This is a genomic window from Nocardia tenerifensis NBRC 101015, from assembly GCF_000308715.1.
GTDB lineage: Bacteria > Actinomycetota > Actinomycetes > Mycobacteriales > Mycobacteriaceae > Nocardia > Nocardia tenerifensis.
The window spans coordinates 15159-34279 of sequence record NZ_BAGH01000093.1 but is presented as its reverse complement, the minus strand read 5'-3'; the positions used below and the strand labels follow the sequence as shown (position 1 = coordinate 34279).

15 protein-coding genes and 1 pseudogene are annotated in these 19121 nt (G+C 68.9%); 5 read left to right on the top strand and 11 right to left on the bottom strand.

Annotated features, from left to right (window positions below):
* The first annotated feature begins 63 nt into the window (after window positions 1-63).
* Complete coding sequence (locus tag ON39_RS07350) at window positions 64-1494, top strand: amidase (protein ID WP_040732494.1); 1431 nt, start codon at window positions 64-66, stop codon at window positions 1492-1494.
* 545 nt (window positions 1495-2039) lie between these two features.
* Here the strand turns inward: ON39_RS07350 and ON39_RS07345 are convergent.
* The 6 genes and pseudogenes from ON39_RS07345 to ON39_RS07320 all read right to left on the bottom strand — a co-directional run bounded on the left by ON39_RS07345 (window position 2040) and on the right by ON39_RS07320 (window position 7308).
* Window positions 2040-3044 carry a cation diffusion facilitator family transporter gene (locus ON39_RS07345; protein WP_110293713.1) on the bottom strand — a complete coding sequence of 335 codons (1005 nt, stop codon included), beginning with the start codon at window positions 3042-3044 and terminating at the stop codon, window positions 2040-2042.
* Between the two features lie 199 nt (window positions 3045-3243).
* Window positions 3244-3630 carry a hypothetical protein gene (locus ON39_RS07340; protein ID WP_211336368.1) on the bottom strand — a complete coding sequence of 129 codons (387 nt, stop codon included), beginning with the start codon at window positions 3628-3630 and terminating at the stop codon, window positions 3244-3246.
* A gap of 200 nt (window positions 3631-3830) precedes the next feature.
* A pseudogene (locus tag ON39_RS07335) lies at window positions 3831-4100 on the bottom strand (glycosyltransferase); the annotation flags it as partial.
* A 103-nt stretch (window positions 4101-4203) separates the two neighbouring features.
* Window positions 4204-5418 (bottom strand): sugar ABC transporter permease, encoded by a 1215-nt coding sequence (locus ON39_RS07330; RefSeq protein WP_040732490.1) that lies wholly within the window; start codon window positions 5416-5418, stop codon window positions 4204-4206.
* A gap of 73 nt (window positions 5419-5491) precedes the next feature.
* A complete protein-coding gene (locus ON39_RS07325; protein WP_040732489.1) occupies window positions 5492-6229 on the bottom strand; it encodes an ATP-binding cassette domain-containing protein in 738 nt (245 codons plus the stop codon).
* On the bottom strand, window positions 6226-7308 hold the full coding sequence (locus tag ON39_RS07320) for a sugar ABC transporter substrate-binding protein (RefSeq protein WP_040732487.1): 1083 nt from the start codon (window positions 7306-7308) through the stop codon (window positions 6226-6228). The genes ON39_RS07325 and ON39_RS07320 overlap by 4 nt, the downstream gene beginning before the upstream one ends.
* A 103-nt stretch (window positions 7309-7411) precedes the next feature.
* On the opposite strand from ON39_RS07320, the gene ON39_RS07315 reads away from it, so the two are divergent.
* Window positions 7412-8587 carry an ROK family transcriptional regulator gene (locus tag ON39_RS07315; RefSeq protein WP_040732486.1) on the top strand — a complete coding sequence of 392 codons (1176 nt, stop codon included), beginning with the start codon at window positions 7412-7414 and terminating at the stop codon, window positions 8585-8587.
* Between the two features lie 381 nt (window positions 8588-8968).
* On the opposite strand, the gene ON39_RS07310 is transcribed toward ON39_RS07315, so the two are convergent.
* The gene (locus tag ON39_RS07310; protein WP_255219237.1) at window positions 8969-10369 is read right to left on the bottom strand and encodes a flavin monoamine oxidase family protein; all 1401 of its coding nucleotides are present in this window, start codon (window positions 10367-10369) and stop codon (window positions 8969-8971) included.
* Between the two features lie 131 nt (window positions 10370-10500).
* Here ON39_RS07310 and ON39_RS07305 point away from each other — a divergent pair, with 131 nt between their 5' ends.
* Window positions 10501-11862 carry a DUF2252 domain-containing protein gene (locus tag ON39_RS07305; protein WP_040732483.1) on the top strand — a complete coding sequence of 454 codons (1362 nt, stop codon included), beginning with the start codon at window positions 10501-10503 and terminating at the stop codon, window positions 11860-11862.
* A 3-nt stretch (window positions 11863-11865) separates the two neighbouring features.
* Here ON39_RS07305 and ON39_RS07300 read toward each other — a convergent pair whose 3' ends face one another.
* Window positions 11866-12366: a CGNR zinc finger domain-containing protein gene (locus ON39_RS07300; protein ID WP_040732482.1), complete on the bottom strand. Its 501-nt coding sequence runs from the start codon at window positions 12364-12366 to the stop codon at window positions 11866-11868.
* Window positions 12367-12724: 358 nt separating this feature from the next.
* On the opposite strand from ON39_RS07300, the gene ON39_RS07295 reads away from it, so the two are divergent.
* Together ON39_RS07295 and ON39_RS45680 are read left to right on the top strand one after the other, a co-directional pair.
* Window positions 12725-13900, top strand: a complete 1176-nt coding sequence (locus ON39_RS07295; RefSeq protein WP_051186380.1) for a phthiocerol/phthiodiolone dimycocerosyl transferase family protein — start codon at window positions 12725-12727, stop codon at window positions 13898-13900.
* A 150-nt stretch (window positions 13901-14050) separates the two neighbouring features.
* Window positions 14051-15487 (top strand): phthiocerol/phthiodiolone dimycocerosyl transferase family protein, encoded by a 1437-nt coding sequence (locus ON39_RS45680; protein WP_051186379.1) that lies wholly within the window; start codon window positions 14051-14053, stop codon window positions 15485-15487.
* 76 nt (window positions 15488-15563) lie between these two features.
* Here the strand turns inward: ON39_RS45680 and ON39_RS07280 are convergent, their stop codons facing one another.
* The 3 genes from ON39_RS07280 to ON39_RS07270 all read right to left on the bottom strand — a co-directional run bounded on the left by ON39_RS07280 (window position 15564) and on the right by ON39_RS07270 (window position 19104).
* Entirely contained in the window at window positions 15564-16835 is a 1272-nt protein-coding gene (locus tag ON39_RS07280) for a diguanylate cyclase domain-containing protein (RefSeq protein ID WP_083894295.1), read from the bottom strand.
* Between the two features lie 53 nt (window positions 16836-16888).
* Window positions 16889-17698: an SAM-dependent methyltransferase gene (locus tag ON39_RS07275; protein ID WP_040732479.1), complete on the bottom strand. Its 810-nt coding sequence runs from the start codon at window positions 17696-17698 to the stop codon at window positions 16889-16891.
* 197 nt (window positions 17699-17895) lie between these two features.
* On the bottom strand, window positions 17896-19104 hold the full coding sequence (locus ON39_RS07270) for an ROK family transcriptional regulator (protein ID WP_040732478.1): 1209 nt from the start codon (window positions 19102-19104) through the stop codon (window positions 17896-17898).
* Window positions 19105-19121 lie beyond the last annotated feature (17 nt).

Genomic DNA, 19121 nt, shown 5'->3' with positions numbered 1-19121 from the left:
CCGTATGCGCGTGACGGCCGCCACTGGACGGACGCCTCCGCCGCGCGCCGCTAGATTCGAAGGGTGACCGCCGACGCTCAGACCACCCGTCTCCATTCCTTCGCCGACGACGCGCTCGGCGAGCACGACGCGGTCGGGCTGGCCGAGCTGGTGCGCAGCGGGGAGCGCAGCCCGCAGGAACTCGCGGCGGCCGCGGTGGAACGCGCGCGCCGGGTGGAGGAGTTGCACGCGGTCGCGTACGAGAGTTACGACAAGCCGCTGCTGCCCGCCGAACGAACCGGCAGGCTGTACGGGGTGCCGACGTTCGTGAAGGACAACGCCGACCTCGCCGGGATGCCGTCCAACCATGGCACCCAGGCTTTCCAAGGCAAACTGGCGCGGGAGCACGGCGGGTATGCCCGCCAATTCCTCAGTGCCGGAATGACTGTGCTCGGCAAGAGCACGCTGCCGGAGTTCGGGTTCAACGCGACCACGGAACCGCCGTTCGCCCCGCCGACCCGAAACCCTTGGCACACCGGCTATTCCGTGGGCGGATCGTCCGGCGGGTCGGCCGCGCTGGTCGCGTCCGGGGTGGTGCCGATCGCGCACGGCAACGACGGCGGCGGGTCGATTCGCATTCCGGCGGCGTGCGCCGGGCTGGTCGGGTTGAAGCCGAGCCGGGGGCGGCACATCGATTCGGCGATGGCGCGGAAGTTGCCCGTGAATATTGTCAGCGAGGGGGTGCTGACCAGGACGGTGCGCGATACCGCAGCGTATACCGCTGCGGCGGAGGAGTTTTGGCGTAATCCGGGTTTGCCGCCGATCGGGTATGTCGAGGGGCCGGGGTCGAAGCGGTTGCGTATCGCGCTGTTGCTGGAGAACATCGGTGGCCCGGTGCCCCCCGGGCCGATCCGGGACGCGGTCGAAAAGGTCGCCGCCACAATGGAATCGCACGGCCACCACGTCGAGCCGGTGCCGATGCCGTTCTCCGCCGCGCTGGAGACGGCGTTTCTCGAGTACTGGGGTCTGTTGGCCACCTTCGTCGCCTCCACCGGAAAGCTCGCCGACCGCCGGTTCGATGCCACTCGCCTGGACGACCTGACCCTCGGTCTACGCCGATACTTCCTGCGCAGCGCTTGGCGCACACCGGTAATGCTGTATCGACTACGGGCAGCCGCCGCCACTTACCAACGCGCCCTCGGCCCGTACGACGCCGTGCTGCTTCCGACACTCGGCCGAGAGACGCCCGAACTCGGCTACCTCAGTCCGACCGTGCCTTTCGATGAGCTGATCGAGCGGCTGCGGGCATATGTGTCGTTCACGCCGATCAACAACATCACCGGCACGCCGATCAACAACATCACCGGCACGCCGTCGATCACAGTCCCGGCAGGTCTCAGCCCCGCCGGCTTGCCAATTGGTGTGCAGTTCGCAGGCACACGGGGTAATGAGCGCACACTGCTCGAGCTGGCATACCTCTTGGAGGCCGAGCACCCCTTCCCAAGGTTGGGCTGAGCACCGAGCAGAGTCATATGGTCGCCCAACGATCTTGGACAGCAACCATATGACTCTGCTGATCTTCCATGCTCTACACGCAACCCCAGCCAGACGACCACGCTGGAGCTGAGCACCGCGCTCCTGACAGCTGGAGACAGCCGGGGACGGCACTCGACGCGCCCAGCACTGCTCCAGGGAAAACATGGGTGGGTCTTCAGCTTTCGCAAGGGTCTTCAGCTGTGCCTGTCCGAAAAGGCGCACCTGTCCAAGCAATGATCGGGTAGTGCTGGGCGCGGTGGGTGCCGTCCCCGGCTTTCTCCAGCAGTCAGGCGCGCGGCGTGGAGGTTCCAGCGTGGTCATCTAGCTGTGGCTGCGTTCAGAGGGGGGCGAGGTACGGTGCGACGCTGCGGTTGGGTTCACAGACCGTGCACACCGTTCACAAGGGCTGGAGCCCTTGTGAAGGGTGTGGAAGCTCTGTGAGATCAGAGCGAGGTGTCTGCCGGGCGGTTACGCCAGCGCAGGCCCCTACGTCGGCGCTCGTTGGAGACGGAAAACTGTTCGGGCTAGGAACGTTCGCGGTGGACGGGGCCGTGGGACTCGTCGCAGTGGTCCTCGAGCACCGGGAGTAGGCGGTCCTTGGATGGGGACGAGGCTGCGGAGATCAGCTGGGAGTGGTCGACTTGCAGGGTGGTGTGGGTGATTTCGTAGTCGGTGGCCAGTAGGCGTTCGATTTGCTGGCGGAGGCCGTGGCAGTCGGCGCCGGGTTGCACGAGGACGTGGGCGGAGAGGGCGACATTGCCGGAGGTGATCTGCCAGACGTGCAGGTCGTGCACCTCGTCTATGCCGGGCATCTCCACCAGGCGGCGGCCTAGGGCGTCGGGGTCGACGCCCGCCGGGGCGGCCTCCAGGAAGATGCGGCCCGACTCGCGGACCAGGCCGAGGCCCGCCTTCACCATCAGCGCGACTACGACCAGCGTGGCGATCGCGTCCGCGCGGGCGAATCCGGTGAGCATCACGACGATGCCCGCGACGGCGGTGGCGATGAAGCCGTACAGATCGTTGAGCACGTGCTGGAACGCGCCCTCCACATTGAGACTGGTGCGGTTCGCCTTGCTGATCGCCCAGGCCGCGATCACGTTCACCACGATGCCGACCAGCGCGGTGACGACCACCAAACCACCGGTTACCTCTGGGGGTTCGAGCAGGCGCCGGATCGCCTCGTAGGTGAGCCAGCCCGCGAGCACTAGCAGCGTGACGCCGTTCGCCTGCGCGGACAGGATCTCGGCGCGTTTGAAACCGTAGGTGTACTTGCCGCGCGCGGGGCGGGCGGCGAGCCGAATCGCGGTGAGCGCCAGCACGATCGACGCCGCGTCGGTCAGCATGTGCGCCGCGTCCGACAGCAGGGCGAGCGAGTTCGCCAGCAGGCCGATCACGACCTCCACCGTCATGAACCCGGCGATCAGTGCGAGCGCGACCGTCAGCCAGCGGCGATCGGCGTCACCGGACACACCGTGTGAGTGCCCGTGGCCGTTCCCATGCCCGTGTCCGTGCTCGTGTTCATGTCCCATCAGCCGCCCGCTTTCATCACCGCCACGTATGCGCATATCTGCATCTGTCCACTCACCTTAGCCCACCCTGAGCCGCCCGCAGCCTACTACGTCCCATGACGTGGATCACACGTCCACGATCCCCAGGCAAGTCGGCGCGGACCCGGCATCCATTCGGCACCACAGGCGACGACGGTCCCCGACCACCGGGTTGCCGCGACTATCGAGGTCTCAAATGCTCTGGTAAGTGCGTTACCCGCCACGGAAGCTTTCGCTGCAGTCCCCGCAGAACCCGCAGTGTCTCCTCGTCGGAGATTCCCCGGACGATGGACCATTCCCGCCCGCACCCGAGTACGTCACTGGCGAAAAAGATCTCGGTAGACACCAACACTCGCCGCCAGTCCATGGCGGTCAACGCCTCACCCGCGATCAGCGCCGACTCCAACCGTCGCCCATGCTTCCCCACATCCTGCGCGTCGCGGAAACCCATGGCGACCGCGAGCGCCTCGGAGCACCTCGCCGGCCCGCCCCAGCTCCCCACCCCATACGCCAACACCTTGCGCTCGATATCCGACAGGTCAACGGCCACAGGCTCTTCCGGCTCCATGAAGACATAATGGCTTAGGCGTATCCGTCACCGGCCCCAGCTGGACAGCAACCTCGCTTCAGTTCCTCACCAACGGTCACTGCCCGCATACCTGGACTGATTTCTGGCAATGCAAACGCATTCGGATTCGCCGCGCTGTGGGAGGCGGTCATCACGGAATGCACGAGGTCGATGCGGAAGTTAGGTGAGCTAGCGCCCGGTCAGCGAGACGACCGCGTGATCTCGGCGATGACCGCAGCGGGTGCGGGACGCTGGGCGATCTCGTCGGCGATCGCGCGGGCCCGGTCACGGTAGGCGTCGTCGTCGAGCGCCTTGGTCACCGCCGCGGCGATCTCGGTCGCGGCGTCGACGGTGATCGCGGCGCCCGACGCGGCCGCGCGGGCGGCGTTGATGGGCTGGTCGGCGCCCTGGGGCCACAGCACCATGGGGAGGCCGTGGACTAGGGCGCCGAGGATGGTGCCTACGCCGCCATCGCCGACGACGTGTCAGGGCTGGCGAGGGACGACCTGGACGCGGGACAACCCTGCCGCGTCCAGGCGCCCTCCAGGGGCGATCGGACGATCCCCCCGTAGCTCAGCGCGCTCCCTCGGCGCCGCGGCGCGCGACCGAGTCGATGGCGACCGAGATCGCGAGCACGGCGCCGGTGACCATGAAGCGCACCGAGGAGTCCACGTTGAGCAGCAGCATTCCGTTCGTAATCGATTGGATGACAAGGATTCCCAGCAGCGCGGCGTAGGCGCGGCCGCGACCGCCGAACAGGCTGGTTCCGCCGATGACGGCGGCTGCGATGGCGTTGAGCAGGATGTCGCTGCCGCCGGAGCTCTGGTTGACGGCGACCAGGCGGGAGGCCGCGAGGATGCCGCCGAGGGTGGCCAGCGCCGAGCAGCCCACGAACGCGGAGATGCGAATCCAGGTGACATTGATGCCGGCCCGGCGCGCCGCCTCCGCGTTGCCGCCGACCGCGTACATGCGGCGGCCGAAGACTGTGCGCCGCAGGATCAGATCGAGGCCGAGGACCAAACCGCCGAAGATCACCAGCGTCAGCGGGACGCCGCGATCGGAGTTCAGCACGAGGACGGTACCGCCGAGCAGCAGGGCGAGACCGCCGGAACGCAGCACGATCCACACCGGCGCCGTGGCGTCGAGGCCCGCGTGCACCCGCTGATGCCGGGTGATCACGCCGGCGACCAGATGTCCGCCCGCGAGCAGCACCACGAGCAGCCAGCCGAGCAGGGCGGGCAGCCAGGTGTCGCTGATGGTGGCGATGCCGCGGTCGAACGGCAGGTTGACGGTGCCTTCCTTGCCGAGCAGATAGAGCATCAGCCCCTGCCAGCCGATGAGCCCGGCCAGCGTGACCACGAACGACGGCATGCTGAGCATGGTTCGCATGAGCCCGTGCAGCAGGCCGATCGCGGCGCCGACCGCGACGGCGGCGAGCACCGCGAAGACGACGTTCCACCCGTGCCGTACATACAGCAGCGTCATCACGACTGCGGTCAATCCGCTGACGGAGCCCGCGGATAGGTCGATCTCGCCGAGCAGCAGCACCAGGACGATGCCGAGCGCGATGGTTCCCGTCGCGGCCATCTGCAGGGCCAGGTTCGTGAGGTTCTCGGCGGACAGGAAGTGCGCGTTGAGCCGGTAGAACACCGCGCCGATGATGACGAGACCGATCGCTACCGGCACCGAGCCGACCTCGCCGCGGCGTAGTCGGTCCATCGCGGCATCGGCCAGCCCGCGCCCTTGATTGCCTTGCCAGAGCGGCCTTTTCACTACAAGGTCACTCATGACTCCCCCTCGCCGAAGCCAGGTACCGTCATGCGCGACACACCTTGAAACATGATTCGTTCGCCACGCTCTCTCATGCGGCTGCTCCCGTGATCGCTGCCACGATATCCTCTTGGGTCGCCTTGGCGGTCTCGAATTCGCCCGCGTTACGACCGAGGCGCAGCACGACGACGCGGTCGCTCACCGACCGCACGTCCACGAGATTGTGCGAGATCAGCAGCACCGCGAGGCCGCGCTCGCGCAGCCGGCCGATCAACGCGAGCACCTGCGCGGTCTGCTCGACGCCCAGCGCCGCCGTCGGCTCGTCGAGAATCACCATCCTCGGCCGCCCGAGCAGCGCCCGCGCGATGGCGACCGACTGCCGCTGCCCGCCGGACAGCGCGGACACCGGCGCCCGGACGTCCTTGATCTTCACGTCGAGCGAGGCGAGCAGATCCCGTGCGCTGCGCTCCATCTCGATCTCGTCGAGCACGCTGCAGATGCTGGTCTCCGCGCCGAGATGCAGGTTCGCGACCACGTCGAGGTTGTCGCACAGCGCGAGATCCTGGAACACCGTGGTGATGCCGAGGGCCTGCGCGTCCTGCGGGCGGGTGATCCGCACGGTGGCGCCGGCGAAGACGATCTCGCCCTCGTCGGCCACCGTCACTCCCGAAATCGCCTTCACCAGAGTGGATTTGCCCGCACCGTTGTCGCCGACCAGCGCGACGACCTCACCGGCGCGCACCTCCAGATCCGCGCCGGCCAGCGCCTGCACCGCGCCGTAGCGCTTGGTCAGCCCGCGCGCCGAGAGAACCGTTGCAGGAGCCGTCATTTGATGCCCGCGGCCTGGCATGCCGCCGCGACGTCGGGCGTGCAGATATCGGCGACGGTGTAGAGACCGTCCTTGACGATGGTGTCCTTGATGTTGTCCTTGCCGACCGCGATCGCGTCGAGCAGGTAGGACGGGATGTCGGTCACGCCGTTGTTGGTTTTGGCGGGGGCAGTGGGCTTTTCGCCTCGGGTGAGCGCGACCGCGAGTTCGGCGGCCTTCTCCGCCTGTGCCCGGTAGTCCAGGTAGATGGTCATGGTCTGCTCGCCGGTCAGGATCCGTTGTACGCCGGCCAGTTCCGCGTCCTGGCCGGTCAGCGGCGGCAGCGTCGCGTAGCCGGCGCGCTTGAGCGCCGCGATGGCGCCGCCGGCCATGCCGTCGTTGGCCGAGTACACGCCGACGATCGCGTCCTTGCCGAGCGCGGTGATGGCCTGCTCCATCTGCTGCTGCGCCTTGTCGGGAGACCAGTCGGGAGTGTCGAATTCGCGCCCGATCTTGACTTTGCCGTCCAGCGCCTCGTGCGCGCCCTTCTTGTAGTCGCCCGCGCTCGGGTCGGTCGGCGATCCGTTGATCACCACGAGCTGACCCTTGTCCGCGGTGCCGCGCTTGTTCAGCTCGGCGAGCAGCGCGTCGCCCTGCACCTTGCCGACCTTCACGTTGTCGAAGGACACGTAGTAGTCGTAGCTGATGCCGGAGATCAGCCGGTCGTAGGCGATCACCGGGATCTTCTTCTGCTGTGCCGTGTTCACCTGCGGCGCAACGGCATCGGCGTTGACCGCGTCGAACACGATGACGTCCGCGCCCTGGGTGAGCGCGGACTCGAACTGGCCCTGCTGTTTCGCCGCGTCCTGATCGGCGTTGAAGTAGAGCACCTTGCACTTGTCGCAGAGCTTGGCGACCTTCGCCTCGAACAACGGGCGATCGAAGGCCTCGTAACGAGTGGTCTTGGATTCCGGGAGCAGCAGCGCGATCGTCGGGGCGTCGCCGCCCGATTTCGCGTCTTTGGCGCTGTCGCCGGAGCTACAGCCTGCCGCCAGGACGAGTGCGGCCGCCGCCGCGGTGATGAGCTGAATTCGACGCATGAGGTCACCGTGCCGAGAGGAGAGTGAGAGCGCCCGGTTGAGCGTTGGTAAGAAAGGTAGTTTACTAACACTGAGGTGTCCAGTGGTACGAGCAGGAGGATTGATGAGTCGGGTCGGCAATCCCCAGCTCCTTCGGACGATGAACGAGCGGCTGCTGCTCGACTATCTGCGGGTCAGCGGGCCCGCCTCGCGCGGTGAGCTCGCCAAGGCCAGCGGTTTGTCGAAACCTACAGTGTCGGCGGCTCTTTCGGGGCTGGAACAGGCCGGCCTGGTGGAGCTGGTCGGGTCGCTGAGCGGCCGGCCGGGACCGACCACCGCGCTCTACGACGTGAACGTGCGCGCCGGGGTCGTGGCGGGCGTCGACATCGGGCGCAACTGGATTCGCCTCGCCATCGCCGACCTGCGCGGCGAGTTCATCGGCCGGCGCGACGTGCGCAACACCGCCCGCTCGGCCGCCGATCTGGTGCGGCGGGTGCGCGCGCTGGCCGACGAGGTCGCTGCCGAGGCCGGGATCGACTGGTCCGCGGTGCATTACGCGGTCATCGGCAGCCCCGGCGTGCTCAATCCGAGCACCGGCCGGCTCGACTACGCGCAGAACCTGCCGGGCTGGGGCCGCGCCGGGCTCGTCGGGCAGCTGCGCGACGCGCTCGCGGTCGAGTCGACCATCGAGAACGACATCAACCTCGCCGCCGTCGGTGAACTCACCTTCGGCGCTGGCGCGGGCGTGCGCAACTTCGTGCTCATCTCCATCGGCACCGGCGTCGGCATGGGCATCGTGATCAACGGAGAGCTCTACGTGGGCAATACCGGTGCGGCGGGCGAGGTTTCGTTCCTGCCCGCCAGCGAGGTCGACGCTCCCCCGCTGGACGCCCGCGAACGCGGCATGACCGAGACCGTGGCCGCCGCGGGCGGGGTCGCCCGCGCGGCCGAGCAGGCGGGGCTGGCCGGGGCCTCGGCCAAGGAGATCTTCGCCGCGGCGGCCGCAGGCGACTCGCGCGCCCAGGCGGTCGTCGAGTCCGAGGGGCGTCGGATCGGCGCGCTGATCACCGCCGTCGCCGCGATCCTCGACCCGGAACTCGTTGTGCTCAGCGGCGGTATCGGCAACAACCTCGATCTGCTCGGCGACGCCATCGCGCGGCGCATGGCCGAACTCGGTCCGCTGCATCCGCGTATCGTCGCCAGCACGCTGGGCGACGACGGCGTGCTTACCGGTGCGGTCTCGCGGGCGCTGTCCGTCGCCAGGGATCGGCTGTTCGAAAGGCGTTCGGCGGGAGCTTGATCCGTGCCGGAGGTCGATGGCGTGTTCGCGTGCCGGTTGCGGCGAGGGCGCTTACGTGTGTCGGGGCGTATCCCACGACGCCGAAAGTGGTAGCGGCGCGTTCACTTCCGTCGCTGGATCGCCGAGTCGTTCACGGCATTGCCACTGCATGCCGAGAGCGCCTGTCCTGGAGCGTTTTTCGCACGATGATCACGTTAGTACGGTGTGCGGACCGGCAAATCGGCCAGATGTGGCGCCCATTGCTGAGCATTTTCTGGACTTGCGGCAATGTTTCACGAAATCTCCGCCAATCGGCATGAAGTTTCGTCATTCTCAGGAATCACCCACGATTTATTGAGCAAACTCGAGACGCACCGGCCGACCGACAGCGAAATCGCTGCGTCAATTCACCTCGGCGACACCATAAGACGCGTGCACCTCCGTGGCGGCCCGCTCACCGGATCGAACGGCCCCCTCGATATACCCCGCCCATTCCATGGCGGTTTCACTTCCCGCCCAATGAATCCCGCCGATCGGATGACGCAGGGCCGAACCGATGCTCGTGAGCACGCCGGGCGGGAAGAACGCGCCGTAACCGCCGCGAGTGAACGGATCGTCGGCCCAAACCTTTTCGCGCCAGTCGATCGGCTCGCGCGCCGCCGGACCGAAGGCGCGGACCAGCGAGCCGACGATCATGGCCCGCCGCTCGCCCGCGGACAGCGCGGCGAGTCGATGGGCCGCGCGTCCGGGAACGAGGGCGCCGAGACAGCCCGGGCCGCCGGGGCGGGTGGCGTCGAAGGTGACCGGCACCGGGTCGTGCAGGTTCAAGGCTTGGCCGGTACGGCGGTCGTCGCGCCAGAAGGGCCGTTCGTAGACGGCGAACGCCTTCAGCACCGACCCCATCGGCATGCGCTGGGTGAGGTGGTCGCGGGCCGCGGGCAGCGCGGGTTCGTAGCGGATCCGCCCGGCCAGGGTGGGCGGCAGCGCGACGATCACCCGCTCGGCGCGAACCTCCCCGAACTCGCCGTGCACCGAAAGGCCGTCGCCCGCTTGCCGAATCGAGCCGACCACGGAGTTCAGCCGCAGCGCGTCACCCAGTTCGGCGGCGATCGAGCGGGCGGGCCCGTCGGCACCGTCGACGAACAGGCGGGTGACGGTCTCGGCCGTCACGCCGGCCTCCACCCCGCCCGCGGCGCGAATGGTGGTCAGCAGCGCGAGCATCGAGACGCTGCCGACGTCGACGCACAGTTCCTCGCCGATCATCACCTCGGCGAGGTGCCGGGCCCTGCGCTCGGGCAGGTTGCGGCGCAGCCAGGTCGCCGCGGTCATCGCGTCGAGCCGGTCGGCGCCGGGCGTCGCCCACGGCCGCGCGAGGTCGATGCGCGCCGCCAGCCGCTCGATCCGCCACATGGCCTGTCCGAGCACGACGAGCACCAGCGGCGGCAGCGGCGGCCGGGCGCCGGCGAACGGACGTCGGACAGCGCCCTCGACCAACAGGTTCACCCCGTCGGACGGGGCGGCGTAGGTCTCGGCACCGTACTCCGCTGCCAGCGCGGCGAATCGCGTGTGGCCGCCGGAGATCCACTGCGCGCCGAGATCGACGGCCCATCCGTCCCCGACCCGATCGGTCAGCGCTCGCCCGCCGACGCGGTCACTCGCCTCCAGCACGACGACCTCGCGCCCGGCCGCCCGCAACGCCCGCGCGGCGGACAGTCCCGCGTATCCGGCACCGACCACAACCACATCCGCGCGGTCCATGTCGGCCCTCCCGTCACTACACCGTTGAACACCACTGTTGATCACACTCCGCCGATCCGCAACCGTTCACCGCTCTCGTACCGAATCCACTGTCGGGATACCTGATCCGCGAGCACGGCGGCCGACACTGGAGAAATAGTTGCTCGTCAGTTGCCAACGGGTGACAGACTGGCCGGATGGCGGATACCTCGGCGATCCTGGAAACGGACGCGGCCGAACAGGGGCGGCGGGCGCGCAAGCGGGTCGGGCGGCGGGCGTTGGGGGTGTGGGAACCGTCCGCCGACCGGGAAGACCCGATCACCGTGCTGGAACGCCAAGCCGCGACGCGGGTGCCCGAGTTGGTACCGATCCGCTACGCCCGAATGGCAGCCGGGCGATTCCCTTTCCTGCGTGGCGCGCCCGCGATCATGGCCGCCGACCTGGCGGCCACCCCGAACACGGGCCTGGCCGTGCAACTGTGCGGCGACGCGCACCTGGCGAACTTCGGTCTGTTCGCCTCGCCCGAACGCGCGCTCGTCTTCGATGTCAACGACTTCGACGAGACCCTGCCCGGCCCCTTCGAGTGGGACGTCAAACGGCTGGCGGCCAGCGTCGCGGTCGCCGCGCTGGCCAACGGATTCGCCGAGACCGACGCCGAGAACGCCGTCGGCGCCGCGGCCCTGGCCTATCGGGAGTCGATGATCCGGCTGTCGGGCCTCGGCGAACTGGCCGTCTGGTACGAGCGGATCGACGCCGACCGACTGACCACGCTGGCGCGGAAACCCAAGCGCCGCAAGGGCGTCGAGCGCGCGCTCGAGCAGGCGCGGGCGCGCACCAACCTGCAGGCGCTGGAGAAATTGACGGAGCCGGACGCCGACGGTGTCCCGCGCATCCGGCACCGTCCGCCGCTGCTGGTCCCGATCGAACAGGTCGACGCCGAGACGATCCGCCAGGTGTTCGGCGACTACCGCCGCTCACTGGCCGAGGAGCGCCGGGTGCTGCTGGACCGGCATCGGATGCTGGACCTGGCCGTCAAGGTGGTCGGCGTCGGCAGCGTCGGCACCCGCTGCTTCGTCGCCCTGATGGCCGGGCGCGTGAACGGCAGCCCCCTGTTCCTCCAGGTCAAGCAGGCGGAGCAGTCGGTGCTCGCGGCGCATACGGCGGCGAGCAGATTCCGCAATCAGGGCCATCGAGTCGTGCACGGGCAGCGCCTCATGCAAGCCGCGAGCGACATCTTTCTGGGCTGGGCGACCGGCCCGGACGGCAGGCACTACTACTGGCGCCAGCTGCGGGATATGAAGGGCTCGCCGGTGATCGAGGAGATGTCGCGGTCCTATCTGCGCGACTACGCGGCGCTGTGCGGGCGCACCCTGGCCCGCGCCCACGCGCGCTCCGGCAACCGCGTCGCCATCGCGTCGTACCTCGGCTCGAGCGACACCTTCGACCGCGCCATGATCGACTTCGCCGTCGCCTATGCCGAGCAGACCCGGCTCGATCACGAAAAGCTGCTGGCCGCAATAGAAACCGGGCGGATCACGGCGGCGGCGAAGGCGTATTGAGGCTCAGGCCGAGCGACGGGATCGATGCTCGGCGACGTGCACCCGATTCGAGCATCGCGTGGAGCAGAACCGGCGCCTGCCGTTGCGGGAGGTGTCGACGAACACGTCGTCGCACCCTGGGCGGGCGCAGCGGCCGATGCGATTCGGGTCGGCGCAGAACAGTTCGGCCAGGCCGACGGCCGTGTAGGCCTTGACGCGTTCGTCGACGGGCGCGGCCTCGTGCGCGAAATGCAGATGCGGGAGTCGCGCGTCGTGCGTCGAGATATAGGGCCTGCTGGCGGTTTTCGCCAGCAACGCGTTGAGCAGCGGCACCGAGGGATTGTCGAACACCGCGTCGAGTTCGTCGATCCATCGACGCAGCTCCGCAGCCTGTGCGGCGGTGACAGGACCGAGCGGTCGGTAATCCGCCTCGGCGAGCAACGCCGTCAGATCCTGGTCGCGGCCCGAGTTCACCAGCCGGGCAGCGAGTTCGGCCGCCGCGCCACCGTAAGGGTTGAAATGCACTAGACCATTACATCACGCTGGAGACATGGACGTGACCTGCCCCTCCTGTTCCTGGCCGACCCCGACCCTCGTGTCCGCGCACGGCTCCGTCGCCTATCTGCGCTGCGTGTGCGGCCAGTGGCTGATCGCCGAATTCGGTCTCGTTGTGGCAACGACCGGAAACAGCTCGTTCGGTATGCGCGATAAACCACACAGAGGCGATGGTCCCGAAAGGCCGTGCCGGGCCGAGTATTCGGGCTAGCCTCGATGGGCAGTCTCATGTGGAGGGTAATTCGACATGACCACGGCTACCGTCATTCGGCCGTTGGCACCGAGCGAAGAAATCTTTGCCGGTAGTGAAGTCCTCGTAGGTTATTCGATGCGACTGTTCGGTCGGTTGAATTTGCCGGCGCTCGCCGCGGCTTTCGACGCGGTGGTGCGTGCCTATCCCGCGTTCGGCGCGCATCTGGAGCCTGATGGACGCGGCCATATGCTCGTCGAATCATCGGGCGGCACACCGGAAATCACCGTCGTCGACGGCGATCCCGAACAGTTGCTGAGCGGCGCGCGATTAGACCAGCGCGCGGCGCTCGTCGCGCTGTGCGTGGTTCGCGACGGCGACAGCACCGGCGTCACACTGGTGACCCACCACAGCGTCGCCGACGCGTGTCACTCGCTCGCGGCGCTGTCCGAGCTATGGTCCTGCTACACCGACATCAACCGCGGCCGTGCGCCCGATGTAGCGCCGCACCGGTTTCCGGCGGCGGTCGAGGACCTGCTGCTCTCCAGGTGTGTCGAGAAGATGTCGGGCCGACCGGTGGTGGCGCGCCCTCTCGTGGTCGCTGAAACGCCCGAGACCGCGGGGCCGGGAGTGGGTGATGAATCGTATCTACTACCCCTGACGGCGCGCTGTCGGCTGTCCAAGCAGAAGACCGCCGCGCTCGCCGATGTCGCACACCGCACCGGGACGACGATCAACGGCCTGGCCTCCGCCGCGATCCTGCTCACCGAGGCCGAACTCCGTGAGCTGCCGCTGAGCGAACTGAGCTACACCTACTCCGTCGACCTGCGCAACCGGGTCTTCCCCCCGATCGGCCACACCGAGGGCACTAATGTCCTCGGCTTCGCCGACTTCGTGCCCACCCGCGCCACGGGCGACACGCTGGTCGGCCTGGCGCGCGGCATCAGCGACGGCCTGCGCAGCGGGCTCGCTAGCGGCGTCGTGCAGCAGACCCCCTTGCACATCCCCGACATCGCGTCCGGCCCGCCGCCGCGCGCGCCCGGCATCGTGCTGGCCACCAACTGGGGGCGGATCGACCGGCCGCGACTACCGGAAGGACTGCGCGTCAACGACTTTCGGACGGTGATGATCGCGAAGCCGGACAAGGCGGGGCATCGGCTGCAGCAGCCGAGCGGCACCATCATCATCAGCACCTTCGACGATCAGCTCAGCATCGAGATCCATCATCCCGTGGAAACCACCGCGCAGCAGCGGCGGCGCGTCCGCCTGCTCGCGGCGCATCTGGACCCCGCCCACGTGGTCGGCGCCGCATAGCGATGCGCCGTGATCCGGCGTTGAGACGCTGGTGAAACGTGGTTGGGGGATCGTGGTCGGCGGCCGGAAAACCGATTGCCCCGGCGTGCGTGCGACGGCTTCGATAGTTGGTCGGCACGCGCCACCTCGTCACAGATGAAGGGGAGCTCTATGACCACGTCCACAGTTGTCCGCCCGCTGGCCCCGAGTGAACTGGTGTTCGCGGGCATCGGCGTCTATGTGGGTTATGCGGTGCGGGTGTCCGGGCGACTCGATCTAGCGGCATTGTCCGCGGCGTACGAGGCCGTCGTGCGCGCCTACCCCGTGCTGGGCGCGCGGCTCGAACCGTCGGGGGACGGCGGATACGACCTGCTTGGCTCGGGCGGAGCGCCGGAGATCTCCGTGGTCGACGACGACTCGGACCGCCTGCTGGTCGACCCGAAACTCGATCAGCGGGAGGCGTTGAGCGCGGTGTGCGTCGTCCGCGACGGCGACACGGCGAGCGTGACCCTGCTGACGCACCACAGCATCGTCGACGCATACCACTCGCTGGCCGTGCTGGCCGAGCTGTGGTCCTGCTATACCGACGCGGTCGCGGGGCGTTCGCCGGAACGGGCGGTTCGGGAGTATCCGGCGTCGATCGAGCAGTTGCTGGCCGAACGCGGCATCGAGAAGATGGACTACCCCGCCGCCGACGAGTCGATGGACACCGCGGTCTCGTCCGCCGCGGACCCGGCAGCAGACACCATCACCTCGCTGTTCACCGGCGAGCAGGCGGACTCCACCGTGTCGCCTACTGGCGACCCGTCGGCAGACACCAACGCCGCGCTTACCGCCAAGCAGTCGGCTGACACCAACGCCTCGCCCACCGCCGAGCAGTCCACGGATGCCGCCGTCGCGCCTACTACCGATGCCACCTCGCCGACCGACGAGCCGGTGGACGAAGACGGCTGGCAGCGTGTGCCTTCGGTATCGCGGTGCCATCTTTCGCAGGCCGAGACCGCGGCGCTGGTCGAGTTGGGGCATCGGGAAGGCGTGACGATAAACGGTCTGGTATCTGCGGCAATCCTGTTGGGCGAGGCCGAGTTACGCGAAGTGCCGCTGACCGACCTCTTATACCTCTACCCGGTCGACCTGCGCACCAGGATCACGCCGATGGTCGGCCGGACCGACGGCACCAACCTGCTCGGATTCGCCAACTACCTCCCGACCGAGCCCCTCGGCCTGGTCGACCTCGCCCGTTCCATCTGCGCATCGCTGCGGGACGCGTTGGCCGCTGGCATCGTGCAGCAGACACCGCTGCACATCCCCGACCTGACCGGGTCCGCCGCGACCCCGCACCCCGGCATGGTGCTGGTCACGAACTGGGGCAGGGTGCCGGAGCTGCGGACGCCGGAAGGCTTGCGTATCAACGACTTCCGGTCCACCCTCACGTCGACGTCGAACCCCGACGTGCCGATCCCTCCGCAACAACGCGGCGCCACCTGCATCCTCAGCACCTTCGACGGTCGCCTCAGCATCGAGATCCACCACTCGAAAGCGGCTGCCGCCCTTCAACAACGACGTATCGATCGGTACGCCGCGCACCTGCGTGGGGTGCTGTCATGACCGATGTCCGGCGCGGGCATGGGTTCGACGCGCCGTCGATTGCAACCCGCGGGCGGGAGGGCGCGACCGCGCGTCCCTACCGGTGCCGGAATCGCGACTCGCGCATGCCCTGCGCGGCCTTGTTGCGGTACATGGCGGTGTCGGCCGCGTGCATGAGCTGGTCGGGGGCGGCGGGCACGTCGTCGAGGAAGACGGTGCCGATGCTGGCGGCCACGGTCACCAGGTGGCCCTCCACCTCGATCGGCGCGACCAGCGCCCGCGACAGCCAGCCGGACACCTCGGCCAATGTGCCCGCGCCCGTGCACTTCTCGATCAGGACGATGAACTCGTCGCCGCCGAGCCGCGCGACGAGTCCGTCGACGGGCTCGACGGCCGCGCTCAGTCGCTGCCCGACCACGCGAAGCACCTTGTCCCCCACCGTGTGTCCCCACACGTCGTTGATCTCCTTGAACCCGTCGAGATCGAGGTAGCAGACGCCGATCGGCGGGCTGGCGTTGGCCAGCCGGTCGAAGAACAGGGTGCGGTTCGGCAGGCCTGTCAGGCTGTCGTGGTTGGCGTCGTGCCAGAGCCGGTCGGCCAGCTGTTTGCGTTCGGTGATGTCGACCGCGACTCCGATCAGGAAGCGCACCTGCCCGGCGCTGTCGCGCACGGCCGACATCGAGAGGTCGATGGTGGTGACGGTGCCGTCCGGGCGCAGGTGGTCGGTCTCCAGCCGGAAGCGGTCGGCCTCCCCGTTGAGCAGCCGCTGCAACTCGGCGAAGGCGCGCCCGATATTGGCGGGGCCGAGCAGCGCGTCCACCGTCCGCCCCGGCATGACGTCCACCGAGAGGCCGAGCATGTCGGCCATGGCGACGTTCGCGTCGAGCACCCGGCCCGTGACGTCGATCGTGCCGATGCCGACGGAGGCGCCCGCGAAGACCGCCGCGAACCTGGCCTCCGACAGCTGCCGTTTGGCCTCGGCCTCCTGCGCGGCGGCGAGGGTCGCCACCAGCGTGGCCTCCTGTTCGGCCAGCGCCGCCGTGCGCAGCGCCGCGGTGAAACCCGCGGCGAACTCCGCCGCGACCACCACGGCGCGATCGCGGATCCGCTCGTAGTCCGGGCCGACGGGGGTCGGACACAGATCGGCCACCAGGTCGTGGCAGATCACGACCACCGAGCGGCTGACCGCCACCGCGTCGCGATAGTTCGCCGCGACCAGCACGGAGGCGGCCTCGCGGGCGACGGTGAGTTCGGCGGTGCCGAGCACCACCGCCTGCAGCGCAGCGCCGACCCCGGCCAGCATGTCCTCGATCTGGGAGCGCGTGAGCGTGGGGGCCACCGCGCCGTCCAGCGCCTCGGCCCACCGCATGGCTAGCTCATGCGACCCCACTCAGGGACCCCCTGCTGATCGGTGTGCGCGATTCAGGCCTTTCGACCGACCCCGGCCAGACCGAGCGAACGGCCCGGAGCCTCGTGCCGATCCCGCTCGGACTCCGGGCGCCAGACCGGCAACTCGACCACGCCGGGCTCGATCAGGTCCCATCCATCGAACATAGCGACGATTCCCTCGCGATTGCGGAAATGGATACCAACTCGACTCTTATCGGAGGCGTTGGCGCCCAGTTTGCCCGCGTCCTCGGGCCGCATCTCCGAGGTCAGGTGCGAGATGGCGACGTAGCTGCCCGGCTCCAGGGCGGCGCGCAGATCGGCCACCTTCTTCACGGGCTCGTCCTCGTCGGAGAGCAGGTGCAGCACCGCGACCAGCAGCAGGCCGACCGGCTGATCGAAGTCGATCAGCCCCGTCTCGCCCGCCCGGTCGAGCAGCTCGGCGGGCTTGCGCAGGTCCGCCTCGATGGCGCCCGCCCGGCTGTTGCCGCGCAGGATCGCGCGGGAATGCGCGACGGCCACCGGATCGATATCGGCGTAGAGCACCCGGATATCGGGGTCGATGCCCTGCACGACCTCGTGCACATTTCCGGCTGTCGGGATCCCCGACCCTACGTCGAGGAATTGCCGAATCCCGGAGTCGGCCAGGAATCGGACGGCTCGCCGCAGGAACGCCCGGTTGCTCAACGCCAGCCGCGGCAGGTCGGGTACCAGGGCCTTGCCCATCTCGGCGGCCCGGCGGTCGATCTCGAAATTGTGCGAGCCACCCAGTAGCGCGTCGTACATCCGTGCCGGGCTCGCCTGCTGCATATCCACGCCTTCGGGCGCCCACGCCGGCCTGTCCATCGAAACCCCTTTATTGCTCACGCTCGAATTCACCGTCATCGGATCGGCCGTTCCACGCGAGTGTCGTGCACTCGATCACCCGAACGGTGGTCTGCGCATAGTAGTCGGCTTGGGTGACCAGCGGAAAGCTCGCGCCCGACCGGGGTCGGCCCGCCCTGTGCGTTCGCGAGCCCGAAAGCGCTATGCCGCAACCGGTTTCAGGCGCGTGCGGCCGATATCCTGGCCAGCGTCTGCACCGGATCGGTCAGCACGTCGGTGAAGGCGAGTTCCGCGGCGCCGAGCAGGGTGGCGTCGCCGCCGAGCGCCGAGGTGCGCAGCCGCACCCGTTCGCGGACCGCGAGCAGCGCGTCGACCGCCACCCGGCTGCGCACCTGGGCCGCGGAGGCGAGGTAGATCTCGCGCAGCACGCCGCCGAAGACCACCATCGACGGGTTGAACACGTTGACCAGGTTGGCGACGCCGTAACCGAGCCAGTCCCCCACCTGGTGCAGGGCGTCGCGCGCCGTCGAGTCACCGCGGGCCGCGGCCTCCACGATCGCCTCGACCGCGGCGCGGCCTGCCGGGTCGTCGCGCCCGGCGGCGGCGATCAGGCCGAGCTCACCCGCCTCGACCTCGAGGCAGCCGTGCGATCCGCACGCGCAGGGCCGCCCGTTCCGGTTGACGATCATGTGGCCGACCTCGCCCGCGTAGCCGCCCTCGCCGCCGAGCAGCCGGCCGCCCATGATGATGCCCGCGCCGATGCCGACGTCACCGTGCAGGTAGATCAGGTCGGACAGGCCCGCGCCCGCCCCGCGTTCGCGCTCGGCGAGCGCGCCGAGGTTGGCGTTGTTGCCGACCGCGACCCGCAGGCCGAGGTCGAGTTCGCGAGTCAGGCTGGCGCCGAAGGGCACGTCGACCCAGCCGATATTGGGTCCGTAGCGGACGACGCCGTCCTCCTCGCGCACCATCCCGCAGAACGCCACGCCGACCCCGACGCACACGGCCTCGGGGGCGGCTCGGCCGATCATCTCGCGCGCCATGGAGGCCAGCGCGGCGATCACGTCGTCCGGATCGAAAGCGCCCCTCGGGCGGGCGGTTTCGACCTGATCGAGGACCGAACCGCCCAAACCGACCCTGGCCGCGGCGAGCCGGTCGGCGCCCACATCGAGCGCGACGACGTAGACGCGCTCCGACTCCGGGCGGACCACCAGCGAGGGTCGGCCCGCCTTGCCGGTCTGGCCCGGAAGTTCCTCGCGCACAAGCCCTACCGCGGCGAGGTCGGCCGTGAGGGCCAGAATGGTGCTGCGGTTCAGCCCCATTCGCTCCGCGAGCGTGGCCCGCGAGACCGGTCCGTCGCGATGGACGTGCCGCAGCAGGACAGCCAGGTTGCTCTTGCGGATCTCATCGGGAGATGGGGCCGCCCTCATTCACCGTCCTTCGCCGC

Coding starts and splice junctions, on each gene's coding strand:
- ON39_RS07345 (WP_110293713.1), bottom strand. CDS start 3,044: ATGGGACATGAACACGAGCACGGACACGGGCATGGGAACGGCCACGGG.
- ON39_RS07340 (WP_211336368.1), bottom strand. CDS start 3,630: ATGGAGCCGGAAGAGCCTGTGGCCGTTGACCTGTCGGATATCGAGCGC.
- ON39_RS07330 (WP_040732490.1), bottom strand. CDS start 5,418: ATGAGTGACCTTGTAGTGAAAAGGCCGCTCTGGCAAGGCAATCAAGGG.
- ON39_RS07325 (WP_040732489.1), bottom strand. CDS start 6,229: ATGACGGCTCCTGCAACGGTTCTCTCGGCGCGCGGGCTGACCAAGCGC.
- ON39_RS07320 (WP_040732487.1), bottom strand. CDS start 7,308: ATGCGTCGAATTCAGCTCATCACCGCGGCGGCGGCCGCACTCGTCCTG.
- ON39_RS07315 (WP_040732486.1), top strand. CDS start 7,412: ATGAGTCGGGTCGGCAATCCCCAGCTCCTTCGGACGATGAACGAGCGG.
- ON39_RS07305 (WP_040732483.1), top strand. CDS start 10,501: ATGGCGGATACCTCGGCGATCCTGGAAACGGACGCGGCCGAACAGGGG.
- ON39_RS07295 (WP_051186380.1), top strand. CDS start 12,725: ATGCGACTGTTCGGTCGGTTGAATTTGCCGGCGCTCGCCGCGGCTTTC.
- ON39_RS45680 (WP_051186379.1), top strand. CDS start 14,051: ATGACCACGTCCACAGTTGTCCGCCCGCTGGCCCCGAGTGAACTGGTG.
- ON39_RS07280 (WP_083894295.1), bottom strand. CDS start 16,835: ATGCGGTGGGCCGAGGCGCTGGACGGCGCGGTGGCCCCCACGCTCACG.
- ON39_RS07275 (WP_040732479.1), bottom strand. CDS start 17,698: ATGGACAGGCCGGCGTGGGCGCCCGAAGGCGTGGATATGCAGCAGGCG.
- ON39_RS07270 (WP_040732478.1), bottom strand. CDS start 19,104: ATGAGGGCGGCCCCATCTCCCGATGAGATCCGCAAGAGCAACCTGGCT.